Source organism: Burkholderia sp. SR8 (genome assembly GCF_052851275.1).
Genome location: NZ_JAULUC010000005.1, coordinates 316015 through 340295 on the forward strand (window position 1 = coordinate 316015; position 24281 = coordinate 340295).

Sequence of the window (24281 nt, forward strand, 5' to 3'; positions counted from 1 at the left end):
CGCCGGCTCACATGCAATTCCCTCCTTCGGGGGCGGCCCCGCGCCCGCAGCGGCCGCCCGCCGCCACCGACGCATCGGCCGCCGAGCGCGCGCGTTCGCTCGACGCGACGCAACTCGACGACTCGCCCGCGGTACGGCTGCTGACCGACACGCTGCACGCCGCGCGCGTGCGCGACGCGTCCGACATCCACGTCGAACCGTTCGAAGCGGGCTGGCGCATCCGCCTGCGCGTCGACGGCGTGCTGCATGAACACGTGCGGCCGCCTGCTCATCTGCGCGACGCGCTCGTCACGCGGATCAAGGTGCTCGCGCGCATGGACATCGCCGAACGGCGGCTTCCGCAGGACGGCCGGCTACGCATCGCAGTCGACGGCGGCATGCGGGGCGATTACCGCGTCAGTTCGCTTCCGACGCTGTTCGGCGAGAAACTCGTGCTGCGCCGCCTCGACACGCTGCCGCCCGACCTCACGCTCGCGCGCCTCGGCTTCGACGCGCGGCAGGCCGCGGCGATGGAGGCCGCGATCCGCGCGCCGCATGGTCTCGTGCTGGTCACGGGCCCGACCGGCAGCGGCAAGACGCTGTCGCTCTACTGCGCGCTGCAGATGCTCGATCGCGATGCGCACAACGTATGCACGGTCGAGGATCCGGCCGAGATCCAGCTCGACGGAATCAATCAGGTCGGCGTCGCCGAAAAGGCCGGGCTCACGTTCGCCACGGCGCTGCGCGCGCTGCTGCGGCAGGATCCGGACGTCATCATGGTCGGCGAGATTCGCGATGCGGAAACGGCCGACGTCGCGATCAAGGCCGCGCAGACCGGACACCTCGTGCTGTCGACGCTGCACACGAACGATGCGCCGGCAGCCGTCGCGCGACTGCTCGACATCGGCGTCGCGCCATACAACCTGGCGGCCGCGTTGCGGCTCGTCACCGCGCAGCGCCTCGTTCGGCGCCTGTGCGCCGCGTGCCGCGTGCGCTCGGACGCGCCGGTGCGCGCGCTGCGCGACGCGGGCTGCGATCCGGCGGCACTGGAATCCGGATGGCGTCCGTTCGTCGCGCGCGGCTGTGCTGCCTGCCACGGTATCGGTTATCGAGGCCGGATCGGTCTGCACCAGACGATGCCGGTTTCCGCGGAGATGGCTGAACGCATCGTCGCGCGCGCGAGCGTCGGAACGCTCGCGCAATGCGCGGCGGCCGAGGGTGTCCGCAGTCTGCGCGACGCAGCGCTCGCGCACGTTCGCGACGGCACGACGAGCGTCGCGGAAGCGCTGGCCGCGACGCCCGACGTGTGAGCGCGATGCGAGCGCCGCCGCACGAAACCCGCTTCGCATGGCGCGGCCGTCGCCGCGACGGCGCGCGATGCCGCGGAAACGTCATCGCATTCGACGCCGCCGCCGCACGTGAGGCGCTCGCGCGCGACGGCATCGCGGTGCTGGCGCTCGACGCGCGCGGCACGGCCCGGCCGCCCGCGGCCGGCGCACGCGAGGTCACGCGCTTCACGCGTCAGCTCGCGAGCTTGCTGCAAGCCGGGCTGCCGCTCGCACCGTCGCTCGAGATGCTCGCCCGCACCCGCACGCGCGACGGGTTGCCGCGCATCGCCGCCGGCCTCGCACGCGAGATCGTCGGCGGGCAACGTTTCGCCGCCGCGCTCGCGCGCTATCCGTCGCAGTTCGGCACGTTGTATCGACAGTTGATCGAGGTAGGCGAAGCATCGGGCGCGCTCGGCACCGTGCTGACCCGCGTCGCGGAGCACCGCGAGCGCGCCGACGCGCAATGGCGCAAGCTGCGTGCCGCGCTCGCGTATCCGGTCGCCGTCATCGCGTTCGCGCTCGCGATCTCGGCCGCGCTGATGGTATGGGTCGTGCCGACGTTCCGGCAGATCTTCGACGGCTTCGGCGCGACGCTGCCGGCGCCGACCCGCGCGTTGCTCGCCGTCTCTTCCGCGACATCGGCGTGGGGCGGCACGTTCGCCGCCGCCGCAGCCGCGGCCGGACTCGCCGTGCATCATGTGCTGCGCCGCTCGCCGTCGCTGCGCTACACGGCCGCGCGGCAGCTGCTGAACGCGCCGGTCGTCGGCAGCGCGCTCACGCGGTTCGCGACCGCGCGCTGGTGCCGCTCGCTCGCAACGCTGCTCGGTGCCGGCGTACCGCTCGCGGATGCATTTGCGACGCTGGAGCGCACGGCCGGCCATCCGGTATTCGCGCAGGCCACCGCGCAGATCGCGGCGCGCGTGCTGCGCGGTGCGCGGCTTGCCGACGCAATGCGCGCGGCCGCCTGCTTCCCGGACGACGTCGTGCAGCCGATCGCCGTCGCCGAGGAAACCGGCGCGCTCGACACGATGCTCGCCGACATCGCCGCGCTCTGCGAGCGTCAGCTCGACGCGCGCCTCGATGCGCTTGCCGCGCTCGGCGAACCGCTGATCGTGGTCGTGCTCGGCGCCCTCGTCGGCGGCCTCGTGATCGCGATGTATCTGCCCATCCTTCAGCTGGGCAACGTGGTGTAGCATCGCAACCGATTCTGTCGCCTTTGATGCCCGAACCCGAGCCCATGACGCCCGTGCCCCTGACCGCCGTTTTCGATTCGCCCGACAGCACGTTGCTCGCACTGGCGATGCTGCCGCACGCGGTGCAGTATGCATTCGCCGTCGTGCTCGGCCTGTGCGTCGGCAGCTTCGTGAACGTCGTCGTGCACCGGGTCCCGGTAATGATGCAGCGCGCATGGCAGGCCGAAATCGCCGAAGCGACGGGCGCCGCGAGCGCCGCACCGGACGACGGCTATCCGCCGCACTACGATCTGTGGCGCCCGCGCAGCGCCTGCCCGCATTGCGGCCACGTGCTGCGCGCGTGGGAAAACATTCCGCTCGTCAGCTATCTGATGTTGCGCGGCCGCTGCCGTCAGTGCGGCCATGCGATCGGCATACGCTATCCGCTCGTCGAACTCGCCGGCGCGCTGCTCGCCGCCGGTTCGCTCGCCGCGTTCGGCCCCACGGTCGCGGCACTCGCCGCGTTCGGGCTGTGCGCCGCACTGCTCGCGATGAGCGCGATCGACGTCCGGACCGGCTACCTGCCCGATTCGATGACGCTGCCGCTGCTGTGGGCGGGGCTCGCGCTGAATCTCGGCGGCACGTTCACGTCGCTGCGTTCGGCCGTGGTCGGCGCGATGGCCGGCTACCTGTTCCTGTGGTCGATCTACTGGTTGTTCAAATGGCTGCGCGGGATCGAGGGCATCGGCTTCGGCGACCTGAAGCTGCTCGCCGCGCTCGGCGCATGGATGGGCTGGGCCGCACTGCCGCAGGTCGTGCTGTTCGCCGCGGTGACGGGCGCGATCGTCGGGCTCGTCGCGACCTGGCGCGGCCGCATGCGCTTCGAGGAGCCGATTCCGTTCGGCCCGTTCCTCGCTGCCGGCGGCGTCGCGACACTGTTTTTCGGTACCCCTTTTTATTCGGCGCTCGGCGGCTGACATGATGCGCCGCCCGCGTCCGCTTCGTTCGCTTCGTTCGCTGCATCGCGGAAGCGCGCGTCGTTTCGTTGTGGCGGCCCGGCGGAGGTTCACATGTTTGCAATAGGACTCACCGGCGGCATCGGCAGCGGCAAGACGACCGTCGCCGACATGTTCGCCGCGCGCGGCGCATCGCTCGTCGATACCGACCTGATCGCGCACCGCATCACCGCGCCCGGCGGGCTCGCGATGCCGGCGATCGAACACGCATTCGGACCGGACTTCGTCTCGGCCGACGGCTCGCTCGATCGCGCCAGGATGCGCGCACTCATTTTCAGCGACGACGACGCACGCCGCCGCCTCGAAGCGATCACGCATCCGCTGATCCGCGCGGAGACCGATCGCGAAGCCCGCGACGCGCAGGGCTCGTACGTGATGTTCGTCGTGCCGCTGCTCGTGGAATCAGGCAATTGGAAGGCACGCAGCAACCGCGTGCTGGTGGTCGACTGTCCGGTCGAAACGCAGATCGCGCGCGTGATGCGGCGCAACGGTTTCACGCGCGAACAGGTCGAAGCGATCATCGCGAGACAGGCGACGCGCGAAGCGCGTCTCGCGGCCGCCGACGACGTGATCGTCAACGATGCGGCAACGCCCGCCGAGCTCGCCGCGCAGGTCGACGCACTGCACCAACGCTATCTCGAATTCGCGGCCGCCGCGCGGTGACGCCGCGCGATCGTGATGGTGTACGAAATTGGCGCGTTGCTAGGGTAGAGCGTGAGCATTAGAATGTCCTGCATTGTTTCAATCCCTACCCGAGAGGCGAGCGCGCTTGATTCTTTACGAGTATCCGTTCAACGAGCGAATTCGCACGCTGCTGCGCCTCGAGGACCTGTTCGAGCGCTTCGCGTTCTTTTTGGCTCAGGAGGACGCGCGTGAACATCACGTCGCGCTGACGACGCTGTTCGAAATCGCCGAGGTCACGGGCCGTGCGGACCTGAAATCGGATCTGATGAAGGAACTCGAACGTCAGCGCCAGACGCTCGCTCCCTTTCGCGGCAATCCGGGCATCGAACAGAATGCGCTCGAAGCCGTGCTCGGCGAAATCGAGCAGACGCTCGCGAATCTTGCGCAGATGCAGGGCAAGACCGGCCAGCATCTGGTCGACAACGAGTGGCTCGCGAGCATCCGCAGCCGCGCGGTGATTCCCGGCGGCACCTGCAAGTTCGACCTGCCGTCGTATTACGCGTGGCAACAATGGCCGGCCGAACAGCGCCGTCAGGACATCGCGAAATGGATCATGCCGCTGCTGCCGCTGCGCGACGCCGCGGCGATCGTGCTGCGTCTCGCGCGCGAATCGGGCCAGGCTTCGAAGGTGATGGCGATGCAGGGCAGCTACCAGCAGATGCTGTCGGGGCGCAGCTACCAGCTGATGCAGGTGCGCGTGTCGCCGGAGCTGCGCGTGATCCCCGAAGCCAGCGCCAACAAATACATGCTGTGGGTACGGTTCACCATGCAGGACGGCGACGTGCGGCCGCGCGCGGTGGACATCGACGTGCCGTTCCATCTGACACTGTGCAATCTGTAACGGCCGCGTGCCGGTTCGACGCTTTCGTATGACTACCGTTGTGAAATGTCCTTCGTGCGGCGCAGAAGTGCGCTGGACGCCTGAAAACAAGTTCCGTCCGTTCTGTTCGGCCCGCTGCAAGCAGCTCGATCTCGGCGCATGGGCGGCAGAAAAGTATCGGATCGGCGGCTCTTCCGACGAAGGTCCGTCGTCGGAAGAAGACGGCACGGACGACCGCCGCGACAGCTGAGCGGCGCGCGGCGCCGCCCGTCCGGCGATATGGCCCGCGTTTCAGGCGGGCCGCCACGGCGTCATTGCGACGCCGCTTCCTTCTCGAGCAGTTCCAGTACCGGCAGCGCGGCCGGCAACAGCGGCGCGACATCGACCGGCAGTTGCTGCCACACGAACGCCTGCCCTTCCTTGCTGTGCGGCTCGCCCGTCCAGCCCGTCACCTTGCAGAAATAGAGCCGCACGTACGCATGCGGATAATCGTGCTCGAGCGTGTGCCAGCGATGGCTGGCCGTGACGACGATGCCAAGCTCCTCGTGCAGTTCACGGGCCAGCGCGTCCTCGACGCTCTCGCCGGCCTCGAGCTTGCCGCCCGGGAATTCCCAGTAGCCTTCGTACGGCTTGCCCTGCAGCCGCTGCGCGAGCAGGTAGCGGCAGCGGCCGACCGGGCCGTCCGGCTGCACCATCACGCCGACAGCGACTTCCGTCACCTTGCGGCCGTCGGGCGCGCGCGCCGCGCCTGCTGCGGAATCCACGCTCATGCCTGCTCCTTGCGGCCCGACCAGTCGCGCGCGAACTGCCATGCGACGCGCCCCGAGCGCGAACCGCGCTCGAGCGCCCAGACGAGCGCATCGCCGCGTGCGGCCTCGATCTCGGTATCCGCACACCCGAAATGGCGCAGCCAGTGTCCGACGATGTCGAGGTAGTCGTCCTGCTTGAACGGGTAGAAGCTGACCCACAGGCCGAAGCGCTCCGACAGCGAGATCTTTTCCTCGACCACTTCGCCGGGATGGATCTCGCCGTCCGGCAGATGCTTGTACGACTCGTTGTCGCTCATGTACTCGGGCAACAGATGGCGGCGGTTCGACGTCGCGTAGATCAGCACGTTGTCCGACTGTGCGGCGATCGAGCCGTCCAGCGCGACCTTCAGCGCCTTGTACCCCGATTCGCCGTCCTCGAACGACAGATCGTCGCAGAACACGATGAACCGCTCCGGGCGCTGCGAGATCAGCTCGACGATGTCGCCGAGATCGTGCAGGTCGTCCTTGTCGACTTCGATCAGGCGCAGCCCGTCCTTCGCATACGCGTTCAGGCACGCCTTGATCAGCGACGACTTGCCGGTGCCGCGCGCACCGGTCAGCAGCACGTTGTTCGCCGGCTTGCGCTGCACGAACTGTCGCGTGTTCTGTTCGATCAGCCCTTTCTGGCGATCGATGTTGTGCAGGTCGCCGAGCGTGATCGACGATGCAGCCGGCACCGGCTGCAGATAGCCGCGCCCCTGCCGCTTGCGCCAGCGGAATGCGGTGGCGGCATTCCAGTCGACGGCCGCCGGCGCGGGCGGCAGCATCCCTTCGAGACGGCCGAGCAGCGCTTCGGCACGTGTCAGAAACTGTTCGAGCTTGTCCATGTCGTTCGAGCGCTCCCGGTCAGGAGCGGTAATCCGCGTTGATGCTCACGTAATCGTGCGACAGGTCGCACGTCCAGATGGTTGCCTGCGCGTCGCCGCGGCCGAGCAGCACGCGGATCGTGATTTCGCTCTGCTTCATCACGCGCTGACCGTCCTCTTCCTGATACGCCGGGTTGCGCCCGCCCGCCTTCGCGACGAGCACGTCGTCGAGATAGAGATCGATCTTGCCGACGTCGAGATCGGTGACGCCCGCATAGCCGATCGCCGCGAGAATGCGGCCGAGGTTGGGGTCGGATGCGTAGAAGGCCGTCTTCACGAGCGGCGAGTGGCCGATCGCATAGGCGATCTGGCGGCACTCGGCGACGCTCTTGCCGCCTTCGACCTGCACGGTCATGAATTTCGTCGCGCCTTCGCCGTCGCGCACGATCAGCTGCGACAGCTCTTGCGCGACCTGCGTGACCGCGTCGCGCAGCGCCGCATAGGCCGGCGAGTCGGTCGACGCGATCGCGGGCAGCGTGCTCTTGCCCGATGCAATCAGGATGAACGAATCGTTCGTCGACGTATCGCCGTCGATCGTGATGCAGTTGAACGAGCGGTCGGCCACTTCCTTCACGAGCGTGTCGAGCACCGGCTGCGCGACGTTCGCATCGAACGCGAGGAAGCCGAGCATCGTCGCCATGTTCGGCTTGATCATCCCGGCACCCTTGCTGATGCCGGTCAGCGTGACCGTGTGGCCGTCGATCGTGACCTGGCGCGACGCGGCCTTCGGCAGCGTGTCCGTCGTCATGATCGCCTGCGCGGCGTCATACCAGTTCGCGGCCTTGCGGTTCGCGAGCGCGGCCGGCAACCCGGCCTTCAGGCGGTCGATCGGCAGCGGCTCGAGAATCACGCCGGTCGAGAACGGCAGCACCTGCGCGGCATCGAGGCCCGCGAGGCGCGCGAGCTCCGCGCAGGTTTCACGGGTGTTCGCGAGGCCCGGCTCGCCGGTGCCCGCATTCGCGTTGCCCGTGTTCACGACGAGCGCGCGAATGCCCGCGCCGCCCGCGCGCACCTTGGCCAGATGTTCGCGGCACACGATCACCGGCGCGGCGCAGAAACGGTTCTCGGTGAATACGCCGGCGACCGTCGCCCCTTCGTCGACGGAGATGACCAGCACGTCCTTGCGATTCGGCTTGCGGATGTTCGCCTCCGCCCAGCCGAGCGTGACGCCGGCGACGGGATACAGTTGGGCGGGATCGATCGACGGAAAATTGACAGCCATGGGGCACACCTGCCGGATGGAAAATGCCGGCACGCGCCGGCATCGATTGGAAGAACCGGCGGCCGCGGGAACGGGCCGCCGCAACTTACATCACTGACTCGAAGCTGCGAACGAACGACGCGGCGCGCGCACGCGCGCCGCCGCCGATCACGACAGCTTACCGTGACATTGCTTGTACTTCTTGCCGCTGCCGCACGGGCACGGGTCGTTGCGGCCGACCTTCGGCATCTCGCCGCCCGGGCCGCTGTGGGTCATCGCGCTGCCGACCATGTCGGCCGTCGCCGTGGCGGCGGTGGCCGCCGCGACGTTCGCGACCGGCGCGCCGGCTTCCGCATAGTCGGCGTGCTGGTACTCGACGTTCTCGAGATGACCGCTGCGCTCCTCGATCTGCTCGGCGGCTTCCTCGAGCTGCTCCGGCGACTGGATCTGCACGTTCATCACGATGCGCGTGACTTCCTGCTTGATCGCCTCGAGCATCGCGGCGAACAGTTCGAACGCCTCGCGCTTGTATTCCTGCTTCGGGTTCTTCTGCGCATAGCCGCGCAGGTGGATGCCCTGGCGCAGATGGTCGAGCGCCGCAAGGTGTTCGCGCCACAGGCGGTCGACCGTCTGCAGCATCACCGAGCGTTCGAACGCGCTGAACGATTCGCGGCCGACCAGCGCGACCTTCGCGTCGTATTGCTCGTCGGCGGCGGTCGTCACGGCGTCGAGAATCTCTTCAGCGGTGATCGACGACGACTCGTTGACCATTTCCTGGATCGCGAGGTCGAGCTGCCAGTCGTTGCGCAGCGCTTCCTCGAGCTCCGGCACGTCCCACTGTTCCTCGATGCTGCCTTCCGGCACGAACTGGCGGACGACTTCGGCGATCACGCCGTGGCGCATCGCGGCGATCGTCTCGGTGATGTCGTGCGCTTCGAGCAGTTCGTTACGCTGCTGGTAGATCACCTTGCGCTGGTCGTTCGACACGTCGTCGTATTCGAGCAGCTGCTTGCGGATGTCGAAGTTGCGTGCCTCGACCTTGCGCTGCGCGGATTCGATCGAACGCGTGACGATGCCTGCCTCGATCGCCTCGCCTTCCGGCATTTTCAGGCGATCCATGATCGAGCGCACGCGGTCGCCCGCGAAGATACGCAGCAGCGGATCGTCGAGCGACAGGTAGAAGCGCGACGAGCCCGGATCGCCCTGGCGGCCCGCACGGCCGCGCAGCTGGTTGTCGATCCGGCGCGATTCGTGACGCTCGGTGCCGATGATGTGCAGGCCGCCCGCGGCCTTCACCTGTTCGTGCAGCGTTTCCCACTCGTCGTGCAGCTGCTTGATGCGGCGCGCCTTCTCGTCGGCCGGAATCGCGTCGTCGGCCTCGATGAACGCGGCCTGCTTCTCGGCATTGCCGCCGAGCACGATGTCGGTACCGCGGCCGGCCATGTTGGTCGCGATCGTGATGCGCTTCGGACGCCCGGCTTCCGCGACGATCGCGGCTTCGCGCTCGTGCTGCTTCGCGTTCAGCACCTCGTGCGGCAGCCCGGCCTGCTTCAGCAGGTGCGACAGCAGCTCGGAGTTCTCGATCGACGTCGTGCCGACCAGCACCGGCTGGCCGCGCTCGTAGCACTCGCGAATGTCGCGGATCACCGCGTCGTAGCGCTCCTTGGCCGTCTTGTAGATCTGGTCCTGCTTGTCGATCCGCTTCGGCGGACGGTTGGTCGGGATCACGACCGTCTCGAGGCCGTAGATCTCGTTGAATTCGTACGCTTCGGTGTCGGCCGTACCGGTCATGCCCGCGAGCTTCGCGTACATCCGGAAGTAGTTCTGGAACGTGATCGATGCGAGCGTCTGGTTCTCGCTCTGGATCTTCACGTGCTCCTTCGCCTCGACCGCCTGGTGCAGGCCGTCGGACCAGCGGCGGCCCGCCATCAGGCGGCCCGTGAATTCGTCGACGATCACCACTTCGCCGTTCTGCACGACATAGTGCTGATCCTTGTGGAACAGCGTGTGCGCGCGCAGCGCCGCGTACACGTGGTGCATCAGCGTGATGTTCTGCGGCGCGTACAGGCTCTCGCCCTCGCCGATCAGGCCCCACTCGGCGAGCAGCCGCTCGGCCTTCTCGTGGCCCGACTCCGTCAGGAACACCTGGCGCGACTTCTCGTCGAGCGTGTAGTCGCCCGGCTTCTCGACGCCCGTGCCGTCGGCCTTCTCCTCGCCGATCTGGCGCTCGAGCAGCGGCGGCAGCGCGTTCATCCGCACGTACAGTTCGGTGTGGTCTTCCGCCTGGCCGGAGATGATCAGCGGCGTACGCGCCTCGTCGATCAGGATCGAGTCGACTTCGTCGACGACTGCAAAGTTCAGTGCCCGCTGCACGCGCGCGTCGGTCTCGTAGACCATGTTGTCGCGCAGGTAGTCGAAGCCGAATTCGTTGTTCGTGCCGTACGTGATGTCGGCCGCATACGCCTGCTGCTTCTGCTCGTGCTCCATGCCGGACAGGTTGATGCCGACCGACAGACCGAGGAAGTTGTAGAGGCGCGCCATCCATTCGGCGTCGCGCTGCGCGAGGTAGTCGTTGACCGTCACGACGTGCACGCCGCGGCCGGCCAGCGCATTCAGGTACACCGGCAGCGTCGCGACGAGCGTCTTGCCCTCGCCGGTGCGCATTTCGGCGATCTTGCCGTAGTGCAGCACCATGCCGCCGATCAGCTGCACGTCGAAGTGGCGCATCTTCAGCACGCGGCGGCTCGCCTCCCGGCAAACCGCGAACGCCTCGGGCAGCAGCTTGTCGAGCGACTCGCCGCCCGCGATCCGCTGGCGGAATTCATCCGTCTTGCCGCGCAACTGGTCGTCCGTCAGCTTCTCGATCTGCGTTTCGAGCGCATTGATCGTCGCGACGGTCTTTTGGTATTGCTTGACGAGCCGCTGGTTGCGGCTGCCAAAAATTTTCTGGAGAAAACCGGTTGTCATCGGATCGGATCCTGCGTCGCAGCACCGGCGCCCGGCGCGTGTTGCGCGCCCCGACGCCCGAGCCCCGGCGGCTTAGCGAATTAGTGGAATCAAACGAGGAATTTTAGCACGCGGGGAAGCATGCGCCGGTGTCCCGGCCGGACTCGCGCAGCGCGCCGGGGCCGCGCGGGCGACCGGACACCCGGCCCGAAAGCCGCCCGTGCGCAACCCGGCGCGGGTACAATCGGCGTCAACGTCCGCGCGCGTGCGCGCCCGAAGAATGCCTCGATGAACCGATTTTCCAAGCGTTTCGGCCCGCTCCCCGCGTATCGCCCGCAACCCGTGTCCGAAGTGCTCAACCGCACCGACGCGTTCGCGGCGCTGCGCGCCGGCGTCGAGCAGGTCGCGTCGCTGCAGCGCGACCTCGCCGCGCTCCTGCCCGACTATCTTGCGAATCATGTCGAACCGGGCTCCATCAAGGACGGCACCCTGACCCTCTTTGCCGCGCACAACGCGCTCGCGGCCCGGCTGCGGCAGGTCGAGCCGCGTCTGCTCGCCGATCTGCAGAAACGCGGCTGGCCCGTTTCGGCGCTGCGCGTGCGCGTGCGGCCGAAGGACGCGCCGGAGCCGCCGCACGTGAAGCAGGCGCGGATGACGACCGTCGGCGCCGCCGCGTTGCGCGACCTCGCCGATCATCTGGAGCCGTCGCCGCTGCAGGCGGCGCTCGCGCGGATGGCCGCCCGGCACGGCGCGAAGTCGTCGCGCTGAGCGCGGCGCCCGCCCAACAAAAAAGCGACCCGAGGGTCGCTTTTTTATCGCTCGCGCGGCGTGCCGGTCAGGCGAACGCCGTCTGCGTATCGAACGCGAAGCCGCTCGGGGCGGCCTGCGGATCGTCGAACGTGACGATCTCGTATGCGTCCTCGTGCGCGAGCAGCTCGCGCAGCAGCGCATTGTTCAACCCGTGACCCGACTTGTACGCCGTGTACGACGCGAGCAGCGGATGGCCGACCACGTACAGGTCGCCGATCGCGTCGAGCATCTTGTGCTTCACGAACTCGTCGTCGTAACGCAGCCCGTCGTTGTTGAGGATCCGGTACTCGTCGAGCACGATCGCGTTGTCCATGCTGCCGCCGCGCGCGAGCCCCAGTTCGCGCATCATTTCGACTTCATGCGCAAAGCCGAACGTGCGCGCACGCGCGATCTCGCGCACGTACGACGTGTTCGCGAAATCGACCTCGAGTTCCTGGCCGGTCTTGTCGACGGCCGGATGACGGAAATCGATCGTGAACTTCAGCTTGAAGCCGAAAAACGGATCGAGACGCGCGAACTTGTCGCCGTCGCGGATTTCGACCGGCTTCTTCACCTTGATGAAACGCTTCGGCGCGTTCTGCTCCTCGATGCCCGCGGACTGGATCAGGAACACGAAGGACGCGGCGCTGCCGTCCATGATCGGAATTTCCTCGGCCGTCACGTCGACATAGAGATTGTCGATGCCGAGGCCGGCGCACGCCGACATCAGATGCTCGACGGTCGACACGCGCGCGCCATCCTTCTGCAGCACCGATGCGAGCCGCGTGTCGCCGATCGACATCGCCGATGCCGGGATGTCGACGGGCGTGGGCAGGTCGACGCGCGAGAAAACGATCCCCGTGCCCGGCGCGGCCGGGCGGAGCGTCAGTTCGACCTTGCGGCCCGAGTGGAGACCAATGCCCACGGTCTTCACGATCGATTTGATGGTGCGCTGCTTCAGCATGGTGTTCTTCAACTTGATTGAGATTCTCAATCAGGAGTTATATTCGATAGGTGAGATTATAGCGTAATTCCCTATTCGCCGCTGTTTGAAACTGCGTATATCTGTTTCGACTGGTTACCCGTGTCGATACGGGACGGGCCGATGCCCGGAACGGAGGCGTTTCCGGTCATCGACCCGTGTTACGACCGCCCTAAAGGCCGGTGAGCAGCGTTGCCGGCAGGCAACGGCGCACCGCACGATCAGGACGTCAACGTCGCGAGCACACTCGCCGCATCGCTCACTTCGAACTTGCCCGGCGCTTCGACGGCCAGCGTCTTGACCACACCGTCGTCGACCACCATCGCGTAGCGCAGGGAACGGATTCCCATGCCACGCGCGGACAAATCCTGCGTCAGCCCCAGCGCATGAGTGAAAGCAGCGCTGCCGTCCGCCATCATGCGCACCTTGCCCGCGGTGTGCAGATCACGTCCCCATGCGCCCATCACGAATGCGTCGTTGACGGACACGCACCAGAGCTCGTCGATGCCGGCCGAGCGCAGTTGCTCGGCGTGCTCGACATAGCCCGGCACATGCTGCGCCGAACAGGTCGGCGTGAAAGCGCCCGGCAATCCGAAGATCACCACCCGCTTTCCCGCAACCTGGTCGCGCACGCTGAAGGCGTTCGGCCCCAGCGTGCAGCCTGCGCGCGCGTCGTCGATGAACTCGAACAGTTGCGCGTCGGGCAGCGCGTCGCCCACTTGAATCATGGCTGGTCCCTCATAGCGATACGGTTTTTCAGCGTGTCGCGGACAGCACGTCCCATCCCGCTCCGCTCATGCGAAGAGGGCACGTCTCCCGGCCCGGCGTCGCATCCGACGCGGCCTGTCGTGGTCCGTGGCATCCGTCACGCCGGCGTTACCGCGGCAGCTTCGCCGCGGCTTCGCCTGTGTACGTCGTCAGTCAGCCTGCTTGCGCAGGAAAGCCGGAATGTCGTACGTGTCGACACCCTTCTCCTGCAGCGCCTGCACGTGCGATGCCGCGGTTTCGCGCGAGTTGCGCCACACCGCCGGCGTATCGAGCGCGCCGTAGTCGGCCGTGCTGACGTGCTGCGGCTGTGCATAGCCGTGCGAGACCGCGCTGACCGGCTGGTTGTCGGTGCCGGTGCGCAGCAGCGTCATCGGAGCCGATTGCTGCTTCTTCGCCGCACGGCCCAGACCCGTCGCCACGACCGTCACGCGCAGTGCATCGCCCATCGCGTCGTCGTACACCGCACCGAAGATCACCGTCGCATCTTCCGCCGCGTAGCTCTTGATCGTGTTCATCACTTCGCGCGTTTCCGACAGGCGCAGCGAACGGCTCGACGTGATGTTGACCAGCACGCCGCGCGCGCCCGACAGATCGACGCCTTCGAGCAGCGGGCTCGCCACGGCCTGTTCCGCCGCGAGGCGCGCGCGATCGACGCCGGCGACCGTCGCCGTGCCCATCATCGCCTTGCCCTGCTCGCCCATCACCGTCTTCACGTCTTCGAAGTCGACGTTCACGAGGCCGTCGACATTGATGATTTCGGCGATGCCCGCGACTGCGTTGTTCAACACGTCGTCCGCGCACTGGAAGCACTTGTCCATCTCGGCGTCATCGCCCATCACGTCGAACAGCTTGTCGTTCAGGACGACGATCAGCGAGTCGACGTGATCCTCCAGTTGCTGCGAGCCTGCTTCCGCGACGCGCATGCGCTTGCCGCCTTCGAACTCGAACGGCTTGCTGACGACGCCGACCGTCAGGATGCCCATCTCTTTCGCGATCTGCGCGACCACCGGCGCTGCGCCCGTGCCCGTGCCGCCGCCCATGCCGGCCGTGATGAACACCATGTGCGCGCCGCGCAGTGCATCGGCGATGCGCTCGCGCGCCTCTTCCGCCGCCGCCTTGCCCATTTCCGGCTTCGCGCCGGCGCCGAGGCCGGTGTTGCCGAGCTGGATCACGGACGGTGCGCGCGCACGCGACAGCGCCTGTGCGTCGGTGTTCATCACGATGAAGTCGACGCCCTGCACGCCACGGTTGATCATGTGCTGCACGGCATTGCCGCCAGCGCCGCCAACGCCGACCACCTTGATGATGGTGCCGTTGGTTTCGGTTTCCAGCATTTCGAATTCCATTGTTGCCTCCGTCAAGAAAATAAAACTACTCGGCCGTTATTCGGCAGGAGATCGGGCAACCCCCTGTCGCGCGCCAGCCGCCGGCACCAGCGCGAATTTCGATTCGTTGCGGTCAGAAATTGCTCAGGAACCATTCCTTCATCCGCGAGAAGATCTGCCCCGCGTTGCCGGACTGCACCGCGACCTTGCGGCCGCGCATGCGCTGAGCGCTTCCTTCGACGAGCAGGCCCATCGCCGTCGAGTAGCGCGGATTGCGCACCACGTCGGCGAGGCCGCCTGCGTATTCCGGCGCGCCGATGCGCACCGGTTTCAGGAAAATGTCTTCGCCGAGCTCGACCATGCCCGGCATCATCGATGCCCCGCCGGTAATGACCACGCCGGAGCTCAGCAGTTCTTCGTAACCCGACTCGCGCACGACCTGCTGCACGAGCGAGAACAGCTCTTCGACACGCGGCTCGATCACCGCGGCGAGCGCCTGGCGCGACAGCGTGCGCGGACCGCGTTCGCCGAGGCCCGGCACTTCGACCATCTCGTCCGGATCGGCGAGCGCCTGCTTCGCGATCCCGTAGCCGACCTTGATGTCTTCCGCGTCGGGCGTCGGCGTGCGCAGCGCCATCGCGATGTCGCTCGTGATCTGGTCGCCGGCGATCGGAATTACCGCGGTGTGGCGGATCGCGCCTTCGGCGAAGATCGCGATGTCGGTCGTGCCGCCGCCGATGTCGACCAGCACCACGCCGAGATCCTTCTCGTCTTCCGTCAGCACGGCCAGCGACGACGCGAGCGGCTGCAGGATCAGGTCGTTCACTTCCAGCCCGCAGCGGCGCACGCACTTGACGATGTTCTGCGCGGCGCTGACCGCGCCCGTCACGATGTGCACCTTCACCTCCAGCCGGATGCCGCTCATCCCGATCGGCTCGCGCACGTCTTCCTGGCCGTCGATGATGAATTCCTGCGTGAGGATATGCAGCACCTGCTGGTCGGTCGGGATGTTGATCGCCTTCGCGGTCTCGATCACGCGCGCGACGTCCGTCTGCGTGACTTCCTTGTCCTTGATCGCGACCATCCCGCTCGAGTTGAAGCTGCGGATATGGCTGCCCGCGATCCCCGTGAACACGTTGGTGATCTTGCAGTCGGCCATCAGCTCGGCTTCCTCGAGCGCGCGCTGGATCGACTGCACGGTGGCCTCGATGTTGACCACCACGCCCTTCTTCAGACCTTTCGATTCGCTCTGGCCGAGGCCGATCACCTCGTAATGGCCTTCGCCCTTCAGCTCGGCGACGATGGCCACCACCTTCGACGTGCCGATGTCGAGGGAAACCAGCAGATCCTTGTAGTCTTTGCTCATAAAGTGCTCTTGCGTGTGATCTCTCGTTACTTCTTGCGCTTGTCGGTATCGGTCAGGAACCGCATGCCTGCCGCTCGAATCGCGAATCCGTTCGGATAACGCAGGTCCGCGTACTCGATGTCGTTGCCCCAACGCTCCGTGACGGCCGGCCATGCGGCGACGAGGCGCTGGCTCCGGTCATGCAGGGTCTCGCTGGTGCGCTCCTTGCCAAGCTCGACCTGCATGCCGTTCGACAGCTTCACCGTCCACGCGTAGCGCGCCGACAGCGTCACTTCTTCCGGCGCCGCCTTCAGCGGCGCAAACCAGTTCGCGAAGTCGCGGTACCGCGTGACGACTTCCTTCGCGCTGCCTTCCGGGCCGTCGAACGCGGGCAGTTCCTGATCCAGTTCGCCCTGGTTCGCGGTGAACAGCTCGCCGTCGACGCTGACGAGTTGCGCGCTACCCCAGGTCCCGAGCGGTTTGTACTCCTCGAGCGTGACAGCCAGCGCATTCGGCCACACCCGGCGCACGCTCGCGTGGCGCACCCACGGCATCTGCTCGAACGCGGCGCGCGCGGTGTCGAGATCGACCGTGAAGAAATTGCCCTTCAGCCGTCCGACCACGCCTGCCCGCACCGTCGGCGTGTTGATGTGCTCGGTGTCGCCGTCGATCCGGATTTCGCGCAGCGCGAACGTCGGACGCTGGATCAGCCAGTAGCAGCCGGCCGCCGCCAACACGAGCAGCAGCAGCGCGTACAGCGCGCTGGCGGCAAGGTTGAGTTGGCGAACGTTGTTCCACATACGTCGTTCCGTTCCTGCGTCAGTCGTTGAGCGTAAGCGACAGCACCTTCACGACCAGCTCCGAATAGCTGATGCCGATCGAGCGCGCGGCCTTCGGCGGCAGCGAATGGTCGGTCATCCCGGGGGCCGTGTTCACTTCCAGGAAATACGCGTTGCCGGCGGCGTCGAGCATGAAGTCCGCACGGCCCCAGTCGGTGCAGCCGAGCACGTCGAACGCGCGGCGCGCGATGCGCTTCAGTTCCGTTTCCTGTTCGGCGGGCAGCCCGCACGGAATCAGGTATTGCGTATCGTCGGCCACGTACTTCGCGTGGTAGTCGTAGAACTCGCCGGCCGGCACGATCTTGATCAGCGGCAGGTCGAGATCGCCGGCGATGCACGCGGTGTATTCGCCGCCGCCTTCGATGCTCTTCTCGACGATCACGATCTTGTCGTGCGTCGCCGCCTCCGACAGTGCGGCGGGCAACGCGTCGGCCGTCTTCACCTTCAGCACCGCGACGCTCGAGCCTTCGCTCGCCGGCTTCACGAACAGCGGCAGGCCGAGCTTCGCGACGATCTCCGTCGCGCGCGCCGCGTAGTCGTCGCCGCGCATCACCGTCTCGAACGGCGGCGTCGGCACGCCCGTCTGCTGCCACACGAGCTTCGTGCGGAACTTGTCGAGGCCCAGCGCGGAGCCGAGCACGCCGCTGCCCGTGTAGCGGATCCCGTAGAAGTCGAGCGCGCCCTGGATCTGGCCGTTCTCGCCGTAGCCGCCGTGCAGCGCGTTGAACGCGCGCACGAAGCCTTCGTCCTTCAGCGCCGACAGCGGCCGCTCGGCCGGGTCGAACGGATGCGCGTCGACGCCCGCGTCGCGCAGGCCCTGCAGCACGAGGCGGCCCGAGGTGAGCGACACCTCGCGCTCGGCGGATTCGCCGCCGAACAACACCGCCACCTTGCCGAAACGTTTCGGATCGATCCCGCTCATGTCATCCCTTCTGTTGCGTGTTCTGCACGACCTTCGCCGGCACGCCGCCGATCGAACCCGCGCCCATCGTGATTACCACGTCGCCGTTCTGCGCGACCTTCGCCAATGCATCCGGCACGTCGTCGACCGTCGCGACGAACACCGGGTCAACCTTCCCCACCGCGCGCAGCGCACGCGACAACGCGTCGCCGCTGGCCGTCGCGATCGCCGCTTCGCCGGCCGCGTAGACTTCCGTCAGCACCAGCGCGTCGACCGTCGACAGCACGTTGACGAAATCGTCGAAGCAGTCGCGCGTGCGCGTGTAGCGGTGCGGCTGGAACGCCAGCACGAGGCGGCGGCCCGGGAACGCGCCGCGCGCGGCCGCGATCGTCGCGGTCATCTCGACCGGGTGGTGGCCGTAGTCGTCGATCAGCGTGTACTGCCCGCCGTCCGCGGTCGGCACCTCGCCGTAGCGCTGGAAGCGCCGGCCGACGCCGTTGAATTCCGCCAGCGCGAGCTGGATCGCGTCGTCCGACACGCCGAGATCGGTCGCGATCGCGATCGCCGCGAGCGCGTTCTGCACGTTGTGCAGGCCCGGCAGGTTCAGCACGACCGCGAGCGGCGCACGGCCTTCGCGGATCACCGTGAAGTGCATGCGGCCGTCGCGCGCGTCGATGTCTTCGGCGCGCACCTGCGCATCCGGCGACAGCCCGTAGCGCACGACCGGCTTCGAGATGAACGGGATGATCTGCCGCACGTTCGGATCGTCGACGCACACGACCGCGCTGCCGTAGAACGGCAGGCGCTGCGTGAATTCGATGAACGCCTGCTTGAGCCGCGCGAAATCGTGGCCGTAGGTGTCCATGTGGTCGGCATCGATGTTCGTGATGACTTCGATCACCGGATACAGGTTCAGGAACGACGCGTCCGATTCGTCGGCCTCGGCGACGATGAAGTCGCCGGTGCCGAGCCGCGCGTTCGCGCCGGCGCTGATCAGCCGGCCGCCGATCACAAAGGTCGGGTCCAGCCCGCCCGCCGCGAGCACGCTCGCGACGAGGCTCGTCGTCGTGGTCTTGCCGTGCGTGCCGGCAATCGCGATCCCCTGCTTCAGGCGCATCAGCTCCGCGAGCATCACCGCGCGCTGCACGATCGGCACGCGCCGATGGCGCGCGGCCAGCACTTCGGGGTTGTCCGAGCGCACGGCCGTCGATACGACGACCGCGTTCGCGCCCTCGATGTTCGCCGCGTCGTGGCCGATCGCGATCCGGGCGCCGAGCGCCTGCAGACGATCGGTCACCGCATTGCGCGCCAGGTCCGAGCCGCTGACCGCGTAGCCGAGGTTGACGAGCACTTCGGCGATGCCGCTCATGCCCGCGCCGCCGATCCCGACGAAATGAATGTGTTTGACGATGTGTTTCATTGCAGTGTTTCCAGGTTCGCGCCGGCCACCTTCGCGCAGACGCGCGCGACTTCATCCGTGGCCTCGGGCTTTGCCAGCGAGCGCGAACGCTCCGCCATGTCAGCGAGCGACGCCCGCGACTGGCCGCGCAGCCAGTCGGCCAGCAGTTCGGCCGACAGGTCGCGTTGTTGCACCAGCACCGCAGCGCCCGCATCGGCGAGGAACGCGGCGTTGGTCGTCTGGTGATCGTCGACCGCGTACGGGAACGGCACGAACAGCGCCGCCACACCCACCGCCGCGATTTCCGACACCGTCATCGCACCGGAGCGGCAGATCACGAGATCCGCGGCCGCGTATGCGCCGGCCATGTCGTCGATGAACGGCACGAGCCGCACGTCGTCGCCGCCCGAGAAACCGGCCGCTTCATAGTTCGCCTTCAGCGCGTCGATGTGCTTCGCGCCGGCCTGATGCACGACGCGCGGACGCTCGCCCGGCGCGAGCAGCGCGAGCGCGCGCGGCACGACTTCGTTCAGCGCCGCAGCGCCGAGACTGCCGCCGACCACCAGCACGTTCAGCGGGCCGCTGCGCGATGCATAGCGTGCTTTGGGTGTTGCCGTGCGCGCAAGTTCCGCGCGAATCGGGTTGCCGGTCCATTCCGCGTGCGGCAGCGCGCCGGGGAACGCGACGAGCACGCGCTTCGCGAGTTTCGCGAGCACCTTGTTCGCGAGCCCGGCGATCGAATTCTGTTCGTGCAGCACGAGCGGCCGGCCCGACAGCGCGGTCATCACGCCCGCCGGGAACGTGATGTAGCCGCCCATCCCGAGCACGACGTCCGGACGCACGCGGCGCAGCGCGCCGAGGCTCTGCCAGCACGCGCGCAGCAGGTTGAACGGCAGCGTCAGCTTGGTCTTCAGGCCCTTGCCGCGCAGCCCGCCGAAGCGCACGTACTCCATCGGAATGCCGTGCTTCGGCACGAGCGTCGCTTCCATCCCGGCCGGATTGCCGAGCCATACGACGCGCCACCCCGCCGCTTCCATCCGGTGCGCGACCGCGAGCCCCGGGAACACGTGGCCCCCGGTGCCGCCTGCCATCACCATCAGCGTGCGTCGCGACGCGGTCATACCTTCCCTCCACGCATCAGCACCCGGTTCTCGTAGTCCACGCGCAACAGCACCGCGAGCGCGACGCAGTTCAGCAAAATGCCGGAGCCGCCGTAGCTCACGAGCGGCAGCGTCAGGCCCTTGGTCGGCAGCAGGCCGAGGTTCACGCCCATGTTGATGAAGGTCTGCGCACCGAACCAGATGCCGATGCCCTTCGCCATCAGGCCCGCGAACGTGCGGTCGAGCGCGAGCGCCTGGCGACCGATCTCGAACGCGCGGCGCACGATCCAGTAGAACAGCAGGATCACGACCAGCACGCCGACGAAGCCGAGCTCCTCGCCGATCACCGCGAGAATGAAGTCGGTGTGCGCTTCGGGCAGGTAGTTCAGCTTCTCGACGCTGCCGCCGAGGCCGACACCGAACCATTCGCCGCGGCCGAACGCGATCAGCGAGTGCGTGAGCTGGTAGGCCTTGCCCTGCGCGTAGCGCTCGTCCCACGGATCGAGATACGCGAAGATCCGCTCGCGACGCCACGGCGACAGCCACACGAGCATCGTGAACGTGCCGACCGCCGTCGCGACCAGGCCGCCGAACAGTTTGCCGTTCACGCCGCCGAGGAACAGCACGCCCATCGCGATCGCCGCGACCACCATGAACGCGCCCATGTCCGGCTCGAGCAGCAGCAGCGCGCCGACGAGGCCGACCGCGAACGCCATCGGCAGGAAGCCCTTCGCGAAGCTCTGCATGTACTCCTGCTTGCGCACCGTGTAGTTCGCCGCGTAGATCGTCACCGCGAGCTTCATGATTTCCGACGGCTGCATGTTCGTGATGCCGAGCGGAATCCAGCGGCGTGCGCCGTTCACGCCCTTGCCGACGTGCGGGATCAGCACGATCACGAGGCCGACGAGCGCGATCAGGAAGAGATGCGGCGCATATTTGTCCCACGTCGACACCGGCACGCGGAACGCGATCACGGCCGCGACGAACGCGACGACGAGCGAGATGCAGTGACGCATCAGGAACGCGTAATCGTGATACGACGCGTATTTCGGCGAATCGGGCATCGCGATCGACGCCGAATACACCATCACGACGCCGAGCCCGAGCAGCGCGATCGCAACCCACAGCAGCGAGTAGTCGAAGTCGAGCATCCGCGAGCGGCTCGGCCGCACGCCGTTGACGACGCTCGCGAGGCCGCCGGTCGCGGCCCGCGTGGCCGACGCGACGCGGCCGCCCGCGGCATTGCCGCCGGCGTCGCGCCGGTCGTTGAAACGGGAGACGAGGCGATCGGACCAGCTCATGGCGTCGCTCCTTTGTCGATGGCGACTTCATTCACCGCCGCGCGGAACACGTCCGCGCGATGGGCGTAATTCCTGAACATGTCGAGGCTCGCGCACGCGGGCGACAGCAGCACCGCGTCGCCCGGTTCGGCAAGCTCGGCTGCCGCGTGCACCGCGGCTTCGAGCGTCGGGTGGTCCGCGAGCGGCACGCCGGTTTCCGCGAGCGTGTCGCGAATCGCCGGCGCGTCGCGGCCGATCAGCATCACCGCGCGGCACCAGCGTGCGACCGGCGCGACGAGCGGCCCGAAATCCTGGCCCTTGCCGTCGCCGCCGGCGATCAGCACGATCTTCTGCGCGAGGCCGTCGAGCGCGGCAACCGTCGCGCCGACGTTGGTTCCCTTGCTGTCGTCCACGTAGTCGACGTCGTCGATCGTCGCGATCACTTCGACGCGATGCGCTTCGCCGCGGTATTCGCGCAGCGCGTGCAGCAGCGGCGCGGCCGGCAGATCGATCGCCCGTGCGAGTGCGAACGCGGCCAGCGCGTTCGCCGCGTTGTGCAGCCCGCGGATGCGCAGCGCGTCGGCCGGCATCAGGCGCTTTTGCGCGATGTCGGGCGTATGCGCGCCGTCGCGCTTGCGCCGGCGGGTCGTCGTCGTTTCGTCCGGCGCGTCGCGGTCGACCGCTTCGACGAGCCACGCGATGCCGTTGTCGCGCGACAGGCCGTAATCGCCGTCCTGCAGCGGTTCGTTCAGGCCGAACGTGATCGTGCGCGCCGCATCGGCGGCGCCGGCGGCCGGCGCGAACTTCATCACGGCCGCGTCGTCGCGGTTCAGCACGCGCGTCGTCGTCGCACCGAAGATCCGGCCCTTCGCAGCCGCATACGCGTCGAAGCTGCCGTGCCAGTCGAGGTGATCCTGCGTGATGTTGAGAATCGCGGCCGCGTCGGGCGCGAACGTGCGTGCAGTCTCCAGCTGGAAGCTCGACAGTTCGAGCACCCAGACGTCCGGCAGCGCCGTATCGTCGATCGCACTCGCAAGCCGTTCGAGCATCGCGGGGCTGATGTTGCCCGCGACGGCGACCTTCTTGCCCGCGCGCTGGCAGAGCAGGCCCGTGAGGCTCGTCGTCGTGGTCTTGCCGTTGGTGCCGGTGATCGCCAGCACCTTCGGCTGGTAGCCGCTCGTGCCGAGCGCACGCAGCGCCTGCGCGAAGAATTCCAGTTCGCCCCACACCGCGATCGCGCGCTCGTTCGCGGCCGCGATCAGCGCGGCCAATGCCGGTTCGAGCGGCGACAGCCCGGGGCTCAGCCCGACGATCTCGATGCCGCCGTCGAGCAGCGCGGGTGTGAACGGCCCGCCGACGAACTCCGCATCGATGCCTTCGGCCTGCAGCGCGGCAAGGTTCGGCGGCGCCTCGCGGGTATCGGCAATACGCAGCCGGCACCCGTGCCTCGCGCACCACCGCGCGATCGCGAGGCCCGATTCCCCGAGCCCCAGTACGAGCACCATCGGCCGCTGCCGATCTCCAAACATCTCGCCAGACATCCTTGTTACCTTTCCTTTACCGCAACTTGAGGGTGGACAGACCGAACAGGCACAGCATCAGCGTGATGATCCAGAAACGCACCACCACCTGCGTTTCCTTCCAGCCGGACAATTCGAAATGGTGATGCAGCGGCGCCATCTTCAGCAGGCGCCGCCCTTCGCCGTAACGCTTCTTCGTGTACTTGAACCACGACACCTGCAGCATCACCGACAGCGTTTCCGCGACGAAGATGCCGCCCATGATGAACAGCACGATTTCCTGACGCACGATCACCGCGACCGTGCCGAGCGCGCCGCCGAGCGCCAGCGCGCCGACGTCGCCCATGAACACCTGCGCGGGGTGCGTGTTGTACCAGAGGAACGCGAGCCCTGCCCCGCCCATCGCGGAGCAGAAGATCAGCAGTTCGCCCGCGCCCGGAATATGCGGGAACAGCAGGTATTTCGAATAGACCGAGCTGCCCATCACGTATGCGAACACGCCGAGCGACGCGCCGACCAGCACGACCGGCATGATCACGAGGCCGTCGAGCCCGTCGGTCAGGTTCACCGCGTTGCTCGCGCCGACGATCACGAAATAGGTCAGCACGATGAAGCCCCAGACGCCCAGCGGATAGCTGATCGACTTCAGGAACGGCAGCATCAGGTCGGCACGCGCGGGCAGGCCCATCGACAGACCGCTTCTGACCCACGCCATGAACAGGTCGAACACGCGCACGTTGTTCGCCTCGGACACGCTGAACGCGAGGTACACGGCCGCGAACAGCCCGATCACCGACTGCCAGAAATACTTCTCGCGCGACGACATCCCGCGCGGATCCTTGTAGACGACCTTGCGGTAGTCGTCGACCCAGCCGATCACGCCGAAGCCGAACGTGACCAGCATCACGATCCAGATGAAACGGTTCGTCAGGTCGCCCCACAGCAGCGTCGCGACCGCGATGCCGATCAGGATCAGCACGCCGCCCATCGTCGGCGTGCCGGACTTCACGAGGTGGCTCTGCGGACCGTCCTTGCGCACGGCCTGGCCGACCTTCATTTGCGTCAGCTTGCGGATCACCCACGGCCCGCACACGAGCCCGATCCCGAGCGCCGTGATGGTGGCCCCGACCGCCCGGAACGTCAGGTACGTGAACAAGCGCAAAAAGCTTGCGTCTCCTTGCAGCCATTGCGCCAGCGCCAGCAGCATGCTTC

At 67.4% G+C, this 24281-nt stretch carries 22 protein-coding genes; 7 read left to right on the forward strand and 15 right to left on the reverse strand.

Annotated elements, in window-relative coordinates; genetic code table 11:
• The first annotated feature begins 11 nt into the window (after positions 1-11).
• The 6 genes from Q3A80_RS08955 (at position 12) to Q3A80_RS08980 (ending at position 5249) form a co-directional block, all read left to right on the forward strand.
• On the forward strand, positions 12-1289 hold the full coding sequence (locus Q3A80_RS08955) for a GspE/PulE family protein (RefSeq protein WP_446328689.1): 1278 nt from the start codon (positions 12-14) through the stop codon (positions 1287-1289).
• A gap of 5 nt (positions 1290-1294) precedes the next feature.
• Positions 1295-2500: a type II secretion system F family protein gene (locus Q3A80_RS08960; RefSeq protein ID WP_446328690.1), complete on the forward strand. Its 1206-nt coding sequence runs from the start codon at positions 1295-1297 to the stop codon at positions 2498-2500.
• 44 nt (positions 2501-2544) lie between these two features.
• On the forward strand, positions 2545-3456 hold the full coding sequence (locus Q3A80_RS08965; RefSeq protein WP_446328691.1) for a prepilin peptidase: 912 nt from the start codon (positions 2545-2547) through the stop codon (positions 3454-3456).
• A gap of 93 nt (positions 3457-3549) precedes the next feature.
• Positions 3550-4158, forward strand: coding sequence for a dephospho-CoA kinase (gene coaE, locus Q3A80_RS08970; protein WP_446328692.1), 609 nt, complete (start codon positions 3550-3552; stop codon positions 4156-4158).
• Positions 4159-4264: 106 nt separating this feature from the next.
• Positions 4265-5020: a cell division protein ZapD gene (zapD, locus tag Q3A80_RS08975; RefSeq protein WP_446328693.1), complete on the forward strand. Its 756-nt coding sequence runs from the start codon at positions 4265-4267 to the stop codon at positions 5018-5020.
• Positions 5021-5048: 28 nt separating this feature from the next.
• The gene (locus Q3A80_RS08980) at positions 5049-5249 is read left to right on the forward strand and encodes a DNA gyrase inhibitor YacG (protein WP_006756830.1); all 201 of its coding nucleotides are present in this window, start codon (positions 5049-5051) and stop codon (positions 5247-5249) included.
• Positions 5250-5310: 61 nt separating this feature from the next.
• Here the strand turns inward: Q3A80_RS08980 and Q3A80_RS08985 are convergent, their stop codons facing one another.
• From Q3A80_RS08985 to secA, 4 genes are all read right to left on the reverse strand, one after another.
• Positions 5311-5769, reverse strand: coding sequence for an NUDIX domain-containing protein (locus Q3A80_RS08985; RefSeq protein WP_446328694.1), 459 nt, complete (start codon positions 5767-5769; stop codon positions 5311-5313).
• On the reverse strand, positions 5766-6635 hold the full coding sequence (locus Q3A80_RS08990; RefSeq protein ID WP_446328695.1) for an ATP-binding protein: 870 nt from the start codon (positions 6633-6635) through the stop codon (positions 5766-5768). Before Q3A80_RS08990 ends, Q3A80_RS08985 begins: the two co-directional genes overlap by 4 nt.
• A 19-nt stretch (positions 6636-6654) precedes the next feature.
• The gene (gene argJ, locus Q3A80_RS08995; protein ID WP_446328696.1) at positions 6655-7896 is read right to left on the reverse strand and encodes a bifunctional glutamate N-acetyltransferase/amino-acid acetyltransferase ArgJ; all 1242 of its coding nucleotides are present in this window, start codon (positions 7894-7896) and stop codon (positions 6655-6657) included.
• 147 nt (positions 7897-8043) lie between these two features.
• The gene (secA, locus tag Q3A80_RS09000) at positions 8044-10842 is read right to left on the reverse strand and encodes a preprotein translocase subunit SecA (protein WP_446328697.1); all 2799 of its coding nucleotides are present in this window, start codon (positions 10840-10842) and stop codon (positions 8044-8046) included.
• Between the two features lie 267 nt (positions 10843-11109).
• Between secA and Q3A80_RS09005 the strand changes: the two genes are divergently transcribed.
• Positions 11110-11589 (forward strand): DciA family protein, encoded by a 480-nt coding sequence (locus tag Q3A80_RS09005; RefSeq protein WP_446328698.1) that lies wholly within the window; start codon positions 11110-11112, stop codon positions 11587-11589.
• A gap of 67 nt (positions 11590-11656) precedes the next feature.
• On the opposite strand, the gene lpxC is transcribed toward Q3A80_RS09005, so the two are convergent.
• From lpxC to mraY, 11 genes are all read right to left on the reverse strand, one after another.
• Positions 11657-12574 (reverse strand): UDP-3-O-acyl-N-acetylglucosamine deacetylase, encoded by a 918-nt coding sequence (lpxC, locus tag Q3A80_RS09010; protein ID WP_446328699.1) that lies wholly within the window; start codon positions 12572-12574, stop codon positions 11657-11659.
• Between the two features lie 239 nt (positions 12575-12813).
• Entirely contained in the window at positions 12814-13320 is a 507-nt protein-coding gene (locus Q3A80_RS09015; protein ID WP_011655895.1) for a peroxiredoxin, read from the reverse strand.
• 189 nt (positions 13321-13509) lie between these two features.
• Entirely contained in the window at positions 13510-14706 is a 1197-nt protein-coding gene (gene ftsZ / locus Q3A80_RS09020) for a cell division protein FtsZ (protein WP_011883181.1), read from the reverse strand.
• Between the two features lie 112 nt (positions 14707-14818).
• Positions 14819-16051 (reverse strand): cell division protein FtsA, encoded by a 1233-nt coding sequence (gene ftsA / locus Q3A80_RS09025; protein WP_006752447.1) that lies wholly within the window; start codon positions 16049-16051, stop codon positions 14819-14821.
• A 26-nt stretch (positions 16052-16077) separates the two neighbouring features.
• Positions 16078-16830: a cell division protein FtsQ/DivIB gene (locus Q3A80_RS09030; RefSeq protein ID WP_124610652.1), complete on the reverse strand. Its 753-nt coding sequence runs from the start codon at positions 16828-16830 to the stop codon at positions 16078-16080.
• Between the two features lie 19 nt (positions 16831-16849).
• Complete coding sequence (locus tag Q3A80_RS09035) at positions 16850-17791, reverse strand: D-alanine--D-alanine ligase (RefSeq protein ID WP_446328700.1); 942 nt, start codon at positions 17789-17791, stop codon at positions 16850-16852.
• A 1-nt stretch (position 17792) separates the two neighbouring features.
• Positions 17793-19190, reverse strand: a complete 1398-nt coding sequence (gene murC / locus Q3A80_RS09040; RefSeq protein ID WP_446328701.1) for a UDP-N-acetylmuramate--L-alanine ligase — start codon at positions 19188-19190, stop codon at positions 17793-17795.
• Complete coding sequence (murG, locus tag Q3A80_RS09045) at positions 19187-20290, reverse strand: undecaprenyldiphospho-muramoylpentapeptide beta-N-acetylglucosaminyltransferase (protein ID WP_446328702.1); 1104 nt, start codon at positions 20288-20290, stop codon at positions 19187-19189. The genes murC and murG overlap by 4 nt, the downstream gene beginning before the upstream one ends.
• Positions 20287-21570, reverse strand: coding sequence for a putative lipid II flippase FtsW (ftsW, locus tag Q3A80_RS09050; RefSeq protein WP_446328703.1), 1284 nt, complete (start codon positions 21568-21570; stop codon positions 20287-20289). Before ftsW ends, murG begins: the two co-directional genes overlap by 4 nt.
• Positions 21567-23078 carry a UDP-N-acetylmuramoyl-L-alanine--D-glutamate ligase gene (murD, locus tag Q3A80_RS09055; RefSeq protein ID WP_446328704.1) on the reverse strand — a complete coding sequence of 504 codons (1512 nt, stop codon included), beginning with the start codon at positions 23076-23078 and terminating at the stop codon, positions 21567-21569. Before murD ends, ftsW begins: the two co-directional genes overlap by 4 nt.
• A gap of 28 nt (positions 23079-23106) precedes the next feature.
• Positions 23107-24276: a phospho-N-acetylmuramoyl-pentapeptide-transferase gene (gene mraY / locus Q3A80_RS09060; protein WP_121858548.1), complete on the reverse strand. Its 1170-nt coding sequence runs from the start codon at positions 24274-24276 to the stop codon at positions 23107-23109.
• Between the last annotated feature and the right edge of the window lie 5 nt (positions 24277-24281).